This is a genomic window from Proteiniphilum sp. UBA5384 (assembly GCF_002410825.1).
GTDB lineage: Bacteria > Bacteroidota > Bacteroidia > Bacteroidales > Dysgonomonadaceae > Proteiniphilum.
In genome coordinates this window covers 76,466-85,352 of record NZ_DHOS01000070.1, presented here as the reverse complement: position 1 = coordinate 85,352, position 8,887 = coordinate 76,466, and the positions used below count along the sequence as shown (strand labels likewise).

The window sequence follows — 8,887 nt, the reverse complement described above, 5'->3', positions numbered from 1 at the left end:
AAAGGCTCCTTGACGAAGATAAGATATTGGATTAGGGCACGAGATGGCACATATTCAGGATACATGGAACGGCACCATTGATAATTCTCCATGGGTTACAGTAGGAAATGTCACAATACCAAATTCTGAGAAATATGCAACTCATATAGAAAATCAGTTGAGAGCTGAAAATGGGATTCCACTACGAACTCATTATGGAATAGATGCAAGTTCAGGAACACGCGTTGGCTTAGAAAGTACAAGAATAATTAGAGGCAGAACAAGTATGTTTTATAGGCAGTCAAATGGTGTTTCGCCCAATGGTATCCCATTGTTACCAACTCCATTTGTGTATGGGAGATAATATCATGAATAATTATTTATCCTATGTAATGCTTGCTCTAATTTTATTGGGGTGTGGCACTCAAAATCGAGTATATAATTCAAAAATATATGAAAGTATATCTGCTTGTCAAGGAAGTCAAGATATGATAGGAAAGTCCCTCAATTTTTACAGGAGGCAATTAGATTATTTGAATAAGTTTGAGTATTCAACCCAAAATGACACTATATTCATTTTGGAAATGTATGGCGTTCAAGGTAATATGCTAGTTACAATTTGGAATAAGAACAAAACACTTTCTTGTACCAACGAGCAAGGGGATTTTGAATGCAAAAATGAACCTCTTTTTACGAAATATATGATGAAGTTAGTGTCGGAATGGAATATACCGGAAATAAGGAAAGAAGAAGAAACGAACTCTAATATTTTACCTAATGAGTTGATTTACGCTACCAAAATAGTATTTAAAAAGGGAAAATATCAGATTGATTGTATCCACTTTAAAGAGTTCTTCAATCTAGATAGGGATTCTCGTAATTGATAAAAACAAAACACCTAACCTTACATTTCTGGGTGTAAAATTGGGTGTAGATACAATATACCACTAATAATCAGTGACAATTGTGGAGCTGGAGGGACTCGAACCCTCGTCCAAACGAGGAAGCAATCCGCTTTCTACATGCTTATCTTCATTTTGATTGTCGGGAAGGAACGCGACTGAAGACATCATACTCCATCCTTATCTTCTTAATTTCAGAAAGGCGCCGAAGCCTCGCCTATCCTATCTCCGATTTACCTGCACCACCTGATCGGAATGCTTCGAAGCCACAGCTTCCGGGTGATGTCTTGTTCTGCCATCTAATGGCGGAATTAAGCGATTGATCTACTATACTTCGATCACGCAGCAAGAGCGTAATTGTTATTATTGCCAGTTAATGGTCTGACGTTTGAGATTAAAGTGCAAACCGACAACGCACTGCATGCTTACAAACCTCTTCTACCCGCTGTCAAAACCAGTCAACCCCGAGTATCTTTCTCCCTGCGCTCAAGGAGATTACAAAGATACTATTTTTTTATTGAAACAAAAAATGAATCGCAAAAAGAGATTAATTTCTTTTACACCCCCCTAAAAAGCCTTATATTTGTACTCCGATTTATTAAACCAACAACATGAACAAAATCGTTTCGAAAGAATACTTATCCGACAAAGTGGTAAAATTTGAAGTGGAAGCTCCGTTGATTGCCAAAAGCCGCCGGGCCGGCCACTTCGTAATTGTACGTGTAGGGAGAAAAGGTGAGCGCGTGCCCTATACTATTGCCGATGCCGATGCTAAAAGGGGCACTATCACTCTTGTAATCCAAACGGTAGGTAAATCATCCCAAAAAGTGTGCGCATTGAATGAAGGTGATTACATCACTGATATGGTGGGTCCACTGGGAAGAGCGACCCATATCGAAAAATTCGGAACGGTTGTCTGTGCAGGCGGAGGAGTGGGTATCGCTCCCATACTACCCATCATGAAGGCCATGAAAGAAGCAGGAAACAGGGTAATTTCAGTACTGGCTGCCCGTACAAAAGAGTTGATCATTCTCGAAGACCAGGTGCGTGAAAATTCAGATGAGGTGATATTTATGACAGATGATGGTTCTTATGGTGAAAAGGGACTTATCACCGCCGGTGTTGAGAATGTGATTCAACGTGAAAAGGTTGACCTATGCGTCACGATCGGTCCTGCCATCATGATGAAATTTGTCTCGCAACTGACAAAAAAATATGACGTGCCGACAGTAGCGTCACTCAATACTATTATGGTAGACGGTACCGGAATGTGTGGGGCATGCCGTGTCACAGTGGGAGGACAGATCAGGTTCGTATGTGTGGACGGACCCGAATTCAATGCACATCAAGTGGATTTCGACGAGATGCTGATGCGATTAAAGGCATATGATAGATAAGTGATCAAACTGAACAAACAATATATGAGTGAATATCTGAAAACCGAACGGGCACAGGAATGGCGTGAGACATTGCGCAAGTCTGTAAAAACCAAAGACAGGGTCTCAATACCCCGGGTAAAAATGCCCGAAGTAGATCCTGTGGTGCGCAGTCGCAGTTATGACGAAGTAAACCTCGGATTGACGGCGGACCTGGCCATCAACGAATCGCAACGGTGCCTCGATTGTGTAGATCCCACCTGTATTACCGGTTGTCCCGTAGAGATTAATATTCCCAAATTCATCAAGAATATCGAAAGGGGGGAATTTCTGGAGGCGGCAAAAGTATTAAAAGAGACCAGTGCATTACCCGCCGTTTGCGGTCGCGTATGTCCCCAGGAACGGCAATGTGAAAGCCGGTGTTTCTACACGCTGAAATTGAAGAAGGAACCTGTTGCCATCGGTTATTTGGAGCGGTTTGCGGCCGATTATGAACGGATGAGCGGGAATATCTCCATACCCGAAACCGGTCCAGCGAACGGCATCAAGATAGCGGTAGTCGGTTCCGGTCCCGCCGGTCTGGCCTTTGCGGGAGACATGGTGAAAATGGGATATGATGTTACCGTATTTGAGGCACTCCATGAATTGGGAGGCGTACTCCGGTACGGTATTCCCGAATTCCGTCTGCCCAACGAGATTGTCGATATCGAAATTGACGGGCTGAAAAAGATGGGAGTAAAATTCGAAACCAACTGTATCGTGGGCAAAACTATTTCAGAGGAAGATCTCAAAACAGACGGATTCAAAGGTATTTTTGTGGGAAGCGGCGCCGGTTTGCCCAACTTCATGAATATTCCCGGCGAGAATCTGATAGGTATCATGTCGTGCAATGAATATCTTACCCGTGTGAATCTCATGCAGGCCGCTGATCCGGAGAGTGATACGCCAGTCTATAAAGGAAAGAAGGTGGCAGTTGTTGGCGGTGGCAATACCGCGATGGATGCCGTCCGTACCGCGCGCCGCCTTGGAGCGGAAAAGGCAATGATTATTTATCGCCGTTCAGAAGAGGAGATGCCCGCCCGCGTAGAGGAGATCAAGCACGCCAAAGAAGAAGGGATCGATTTTTATACGCTTCACAACCCACTCCGTTACGAAGGCGATGAACGTGGACATGTACAAAGGATGCTGTTGCAACGCATGGAACTGGGAGCACCCGACCAGTCCGGTCGTCGCCGCCCCGTAGCCATTGAAGGCGATACCGTCTGGTTGGAAGTGGACGAAGTGATTGTGAGCGTAGGTGTTTCCCCAAACCCACTTATTCCACAGAGTTTTGAAGGAATGGAGGTCACCTCATGGGGCACTATCGTAGTCAATGGCGACACCATGCAGACAGCTGACGAGATGATATTTGCCGGTGGCGATATCGTACGTGGTGGCGCAACCGTTATCCTGGCCATGGGTGACGGAAGAAAGGCTGCCAAAGCGATGAATCAATATCTGGATGATGTGATGATTTTAACAATATGAAAATACTTGCAGACGCACATATCCCCTACCTGAGAGGAATTGCCGAACAGTACGGTGAAGTGGAATATCTTCCGGGAAATCAATTCACCCGGGATGCTATCAAGGACAAAGATGCCCTTATCGTGCGCACTGTCACCCATTTCGGAGAAGAAATTCTTTCGGGAACCAGCGTAAAATTAATCTGCTCTGCCACTATCGGATTCGACCATATTGATACGGAGTGGTGTGATACCCATGGGGTTGCCTGGCGTACTGCACCGGGTTGTAATGCTTCTTCGGTAGAACAATATGTGACTGCCTCCCTATTACATCTGGCGGAGAAATATCAATTCAACCTGGAAGAGAAAACAATAGGTATAGTAGGTGCAGGAAATGTAGGCAACAAGGTAGACGAAGCATGTAAAAAACTGGGAATGCGGGTGTTGTTGAACGATCCTCCCCGGGAAGAACGCGAAGGATCTGCTCTCTTTACAGATATCGAAACCTTACAACGGGAAGCCGATATAATCACTTTCCATACCCCCCTGACCAAGACAGGTAAATACAAAACCCACCATCTGGCAGATAAACAATTCTTAACTTCGGTCGAAAAAAAACCTTTTATCATCAATGCAGCCCGTGGTGGCATCACGGATAACCAAGCATTGAAAAAAGCTATTCAGCACGGGCAAATCAGCGGAGTGGTACTCGATTGCTGGGAAAATGAACCGGCGATAGACCATGAATTGCTCCGGCTGGCAGACATCGCTACACCGCACATTGCCGGATATAGCGCCGACGGCAAATGGACTGCCACGAAAATGAGTCTCGAAAACCTAAACAAGTTCTTTAATATAAACATGCAAAACCCGCAGTATCAAGAGATACCGGTTCCGGAACAATCATTGGTGGATTTACAGGGAATAGCCCCCGGAGAGCAACTTCAGCACGCCGTATGGCATACCTATAATCCGTTGACCGAAACTACCGTTTTAAAATCTGAGCCTGGAAAATTCTATTGGTTCCGTTCCAACTATCCATTACGGCGGGAGTATCCGGCATATTCACTGCTCCACACAGATACCCGGGTTTTACCAATCCTACTCAGCCTGGGGTTCCACGGGAAGTGATTTTTAAAGATAATAAATATTTACCGGCGTTGCTTGCTTGGTTGATGATATTTATTGGTTTATATAATAACCAAAAAGGCCCGATGCAGGTGCACCGGGCCTTTAACCTAATGTATGTTTAATTTATTCAGGTTTTTCTTCTGAAGCTTCTTCAGACGACACCTCTGCTTTGGGTTCTTCCTTTACTTCAGGAGCCTCTTCTTCTTTTACAGGTACAGGAGCTTCCTCCTCTTTCGCAGTAGCCTCTTTAACCTCTACGGGAGTTCCCTCTGCCTCATCAGCATCAGCCGGTGTTTCTTCGGCTTTTGCCTCTACAGTCTCTTCAATTGCCGGTTCTGCCACTTCAACTGTTTCTTCTACAGCCGGTACTTCTTCCTCTACCGGAGCAGGTGCGTTGGCAGCTTCTTCTTCGGCCCTCATCTTGGCTAAAGCTTCCGCCCTGGTTTTGTTCACCTCTTTTTCTGCATCAAGTCGAGCTTTTGCTTCTGTCCGTTTCTTTTCATCATCTTTCTCGATGAGCTTCTGGGTGAGCTGTGATTTCGAATTTTTCCATGCTTCGAATCTCTTTTCAGCTTCCGCTTCATCAAAAGCACCTTTAGCTACACCTCCGAGAAGATGTTTCTTCAATAATACACCCTCATCCGATAAGATGTTACGTACGGTATCGGTGGGTTGTGCCCCCGTTTGCAGCCAATACAAAGCTCTGTCGAAATCTAAAGTGATCGTAGCAGGATGTGTGTTCGGATTATAAGAACCTATCCTCTCAATATACTTTCCATCTCGTGGTGCTCTGCTATCTGCAACAATAATCTGATAGAAGGGATAATTTTTACGTCCTCTCCTTTGTAAACGAAGTTTTGTTGCCATTTAGTAGTTTCTTTTAAAATTTACTTCTTGCATTTGCGGGTGCAAAGATAGAAATTAATTCCGTAACTGCAAAATATCTTCCACCTGAGTCCAATTTCTTCCTTTATTTGTAAAGTCATATGCTTTGGAAGAGACGGTAACTATAATCCTTGAAGAGATCATCCACAAAATCAATTGTTTTTACCCTCCATTTTTCCGAAGATTTCAAGATTTTCTTCTGATTCTTATCAAGGCTAACCTCATCGGCGATCATCTCTTCAGCAGTAAATCTTTGCTTGTCTTCGTATTCATATCTTATTCTGATGATGGCCAAGTCCACCGCACCCGGAGTACAAGTTGCATGGATATAATAACTCATATTTGCCTGATCGAGTATCAACAATTTTGATGTGAAAACAAGTTTTTCACTACATCCTCCTACTACTTCACCCTTCTCTTCATCGAAAATCAAAACTCTGCTCGAAAGCTGTTTTTCCTGGTCATCCCTCCCGTTGATCCAGTCCCGGGTAAAGTTCATCAATGAATCCCGGCTTACATTGGGAGCCTTAAAAGATTTACGGAACACAACCTCTCCATCTTCCAGAGGAACAGCTCCTTTAAGATATTCCGATGTACTGCGATTTTGTGCTGTCAGAGTGCTTCCTCCACATAATAAAAACACAGCGGTTATTAATAATAAATTAAAAATCGATCTTTTCATCTTCTTTCTATAAAAATTGTATAATCATTATTTTTCACATACGGGCCCTATTCTCGCCTCGTTTTTTCTTATCCCAACAAAGTTAATAGTTTTTTCCGTTCTTGTTTCCCAATAGGAACAAAAAAAGAGTTTCACTTGTCAAAATCGAAAGATTTTAGTATCTTGCCATCGTAATGCGACGTAATATCGGGCTGTCCTTCCTGCATGAACGTGCAGCCCTTCAGACAATGGAACCTACCAGTGGTAGGGTATGTCACCTGCCGTCCTTGCTGATAACTATAGCGGTACACGAAGGGTGAGAGAATAAATAATCCTACTTAAAAGCCATGAATACAGACAAACATTCTGCCGGAAGAGAACATTCCATTCATCTGTTTCCGCTCTTACTGGTGCTGCCTGTGTTGATTACCTGCTTTGCCTGTTCCACTATTTCGCAAAGCTATTGGAATTTCTTCGGGCTGCTGATCGTCATTGCTTTTGCGTCCCTGTTGTTGGGGGCACTCCTGGGGTTTCTGTTCGGGATTCCCAAACTGAATAAAAACTATAATCCCCGGGAAGATTATGACAGGACTACCCAATATATGCCCAACACCAACCTGGAAGATGTATCCGACTGGCTCACCAAGATAATCATCGGGGTTACCCTCACTCAACTGGGAAAAATTCCGGGTTACCTGCAAAGCCTGGTTGATTATCTTATTGACAACAGCCACAGTTTATTGACTGATGTTGATTTTGCCGGACCACTCCTGGCCGCATTGATCATCTACTCTTTCGTCGCCGGATTTATTATCGGTTATTTTTACACCAGAATTTACCTGCCGAACCTTTTTGCCATCATGGAGGAAAACAGGAGGCAAAAGGCTGAAATTGCCCTCTGGAGGGAAGAGGTACGGAAAAAAGAAGAACAGCTATGCAACCACCAAAACTCGGAAGGCAACCCTTCCTGAAAGACAATACCCCGACAGCCACATCACTGGAGAAATATCCCCGGGAAGTTGGTGACAAAAACCCGGATTATAACCCGCGTTATACCGGCCGTTATTTCCTGATCCTTGACAAGAACAGTAAAGAGACTCTGGAAGCTATCCACCTGTTGAAAAAAAAATGGAAACTCTCTGTAGCTACTACGGCCGATTTCACCTCCTCACCACCGGATGAAAACAAGTTAAAAGATGCCGATGCACTGATGTTTAACGAGTTGGGTATCGCACTGGTCGGCGTGGACGAGGAGAAAATACAACAGATAAGGTTATCCGGTCCCGGCTTTTTGGTCGTACCGGAAAAAGTAGTCTATATTCCCGGAGAAATTCCTGCCATCAACGAAAATGAGAACAAAGCCACATGGGGCATACAGATCACTGAAACCCTCCGTTCACCCTATACGGGAGCGGGAGTGAAAGTTGCCATTCTGGATACCGGGTTCGATATCCACCATCCCGATTTCGAAGGGCGGGAGATTACTGCCGCCTCGTTTGTTCCTGACGAAGGTATCCTTGACATATACGGCCACGGTACACATTGTATCGGCACCGCCTGCGGATCGTCCAACCCACAGGGAAAACGCTACGGCGTGGCCACACAGGCGCAAATCTACGTGGGAAAGGTGTTGAGCGACGAGGGAAGCGGCGCCCAATCGTGGGTGTTGAACGGAATGACATGGGCTGCGGATAAGGGATGCAAGGTACTTTCCCTGTCGCTGGGTTCATCGGTTGCGGAAGGGGAGAGCTACGATATCGCTTATGAGCGGGCAGCTCAATATGCCCTGTCGAAAGGGACATTGACTGTGGCTGCAGCAGGGAATGAAAGCCAACGGTCGAAAGACCGGTTCAATCCCGTAGCAAGTCCCGCCGATTGTCCTTCTATCCTTGCCGTAGCCGCAGTAGATTCAGGCTTACAAATCGGCGATTTCTCCAACAGGGCGATCAATCCCACGGGGTTAGTAGATTTTGCCGCACCCGGAGTGAAGATCTATTCCTCCTGGCCAATGCCGACACGATACCGTACCGTTTCAGGCACGAGTATGGCAACACCCCATGTAGCCGGTATTTCGGCCTTACTCTTTGAAAAATACCCGGATGCCACTCCGGCGATGATTGAAAACGAATTAAGAAAAAACGCCCGGGTCCTCTCATTACCTGCGGAAGATGCGGGCGAAGGACTCGTTATAGCACCCATATAGGATTATGCGACAACTTATCATTACCATATCGGAGATTTATCTCGACCGGCTGACTATTGTGGCGAATCAACTGCACCGGGAAGGACTGACCATTATCCGGATTTATGAGTTCGGGGTAATTGTCGGCACGGCAGAAGAGGATGCCATCCCCCGCATACGCAGACACAAGGAGGTAGCTTCACTGGTAGAGGAGAAAAAGGTGGACCTTCCCCCACCCGATTCCGAAATACAATAAAAACCGCCAC

At 45.2% G+C, this 8,887-nt stretch carries 9 protein-coding genes, 1 other RNA gene and 1 pseudogene; 8 read left to right on the top strand and 3 right to left on the bottom strand.

Going from position 1 to position 8,887, the window contains the following annotated elements:
* The first annotated feature begins 25 nt into the window (after window positions 1-25).
* The gene (locus tag B4G81_RS15370; protein ID WP_414703209.1) at window positions 26-343 is read left to right on the top strand and encodes a M91 family zinc metallopeptidase; all 318 of its coding nucleotides are present in this window, start codon (window positions 26-28) and stop codon (window positions 341-343) included.
* Window positions 344-347: 4 nt separating this feature from the next.
* The gene (locus tag B4G81_RS13830; protein WP_294083488.1) at window positions 348-863 is read left to right on the top strand and encodes a hypothetical protein; all 516 of its coding nucleotides are present in this window, start codon (window positions 348-350) and stop codon (window positions 861-863) included.
* Between the two features lie 80 nt (window positions 864-943).
* On the opposite strand, the gene ssrA is transcribed toward B4G81_RS13830, so the two are convergent.
* Window positions 944-1,347, bottom strand: a transfer-messenger RNA (tmRNA) gene (ssrA, locus tag B4G81_RS13825).
* A 145-nt stretch (window positions 1,348-1,492) separates the two neighbouring features.
* Here ssrA and B4G81_RS13820 point away from each other — a divergent pair.
* Genes B4G81_RS13820 through pdxB form a run of 3 tightly spaced genes read left to right on the top strand, consistent with a single transcriptional unit; the run spans window position 1,493 to window position 4,893 of the window.
* Complete coding sequence (locus tag B4G81_RS13820; protein WP_294083486.1) at window positions 1,493-2,278, top strand: sulfide/dihydroorotate dehydrogenase-like FAD/NAD-binding protein; 786 nt, start codon at window positions 1,493-1,495, stop codon at window positions 2,276-2,278.
* Window positions 2,279-2,302: 24 nt separating this feature from the next.
* On the top strand, window positions 2,303-3,784 hold the full coding sequence (gltA, locus tag B4G81_RS13815) for an NADPH-dependent glutamate synthase (RefSeq protein WP_294083484.1): 1,482 nt from the start codon (window positions 2,303-2,305) through the stop codon (window positions 3,782-3,784).
* Window positions 3,781-4,893, top strand: coding sequence for a 4-phosphoerythronate dehydrogenase PdxB (gene pdxB / locus B4G81_RS13810; protein ID WP_294083482.1), 1,113 nt, complete (start codon window positions 3,781-3,783; stop codon window positions 4,891-4,893). The genes gltA and pdxB overlap by 4 nt, the downstream gene beginning before the upstream one ends.
* Window positions 4,894-5,214: 321 nt before the next feature.
* On the opposite strand, the pseudogene B4G81_RS13805 reads toward pdxB, so the two are convergent.
* Together B4G81_RS13805 and B4G81_RS13800 are read right to left on the bottom strand one after the other, a co-directional pair.
* A pseudogene (locus B4G81_RS13805) lies at window positions 5,215-5,760 on the bottom strand (30S ribosomal protein S16); the annotation flags it as partial.
* A 115-nt stretch (window positions 5,761-5,875) separates the two neighbouring features.
* Window positions 5,876-6,460, bottom strand: a complete 585-nt coding sequence (locus B4G81_RS13800; protein ID WP_294083481.1) for a DUF4468 domain-containing protein — start codon at window positions 6,458-6,460, stop codon at window positions 5,876-5,878.
* A gap of 326 nt (window positions 6,461-6,786) precedes the next feature.
* On the opposite strand from B4G81_RS13800, the gene B4G81_RS13795 reads away from it, so the two are divergent.
* Genes B4G81_RS13795 through B4G81_RS13785 form a run of 3 tightly spaced genes read left to right on the top strand, consistent with a single transcriptional unit; the run spans window position 6,787 to window position 8,877 of the window.
* Window positions 6,787-7,410 (top strand): LapA family protein, encoded by a 624-nt coding sequence (locus tag B4G81_RS13795; protein WP_294083480.1) that lies wholly within the window; start codon window positions 6,787-6,789, stop codon window positions 7,408-7,410.
* Window positions 7,374-8,642 (top strand): S8 family peptidase, encoded by a 1,269-nt coding sequence (locus B4G81_RS13790; RefSeq protein WP_294083478.1) that lies wholly within the window; start codon window positions 7,374-7,376, stop codon window positions 8,640-8,642. The genes B4G81_RS13795 and B4G81_RS13790 overlap by 37 nt, the downstream gene beginning before the upstream one ends.
* A gap of 4 nt (window positions 8,643-8,646) precedes the next feature.
* The gene (locus tag B4G81_RS13785) at window positions 8,647-8,877 is read left to right on the top strand and encodes a hypothetical protein (RefSeq protein WP_294083476.1); all 231 of its coding nucleotides are present in this window, start codon (window positions 8,647-8,649) and stop codon (window positions 8,875-8,877) included.
* Window positions 8,878-8,887: the final 10 nt, after the last annotated feature.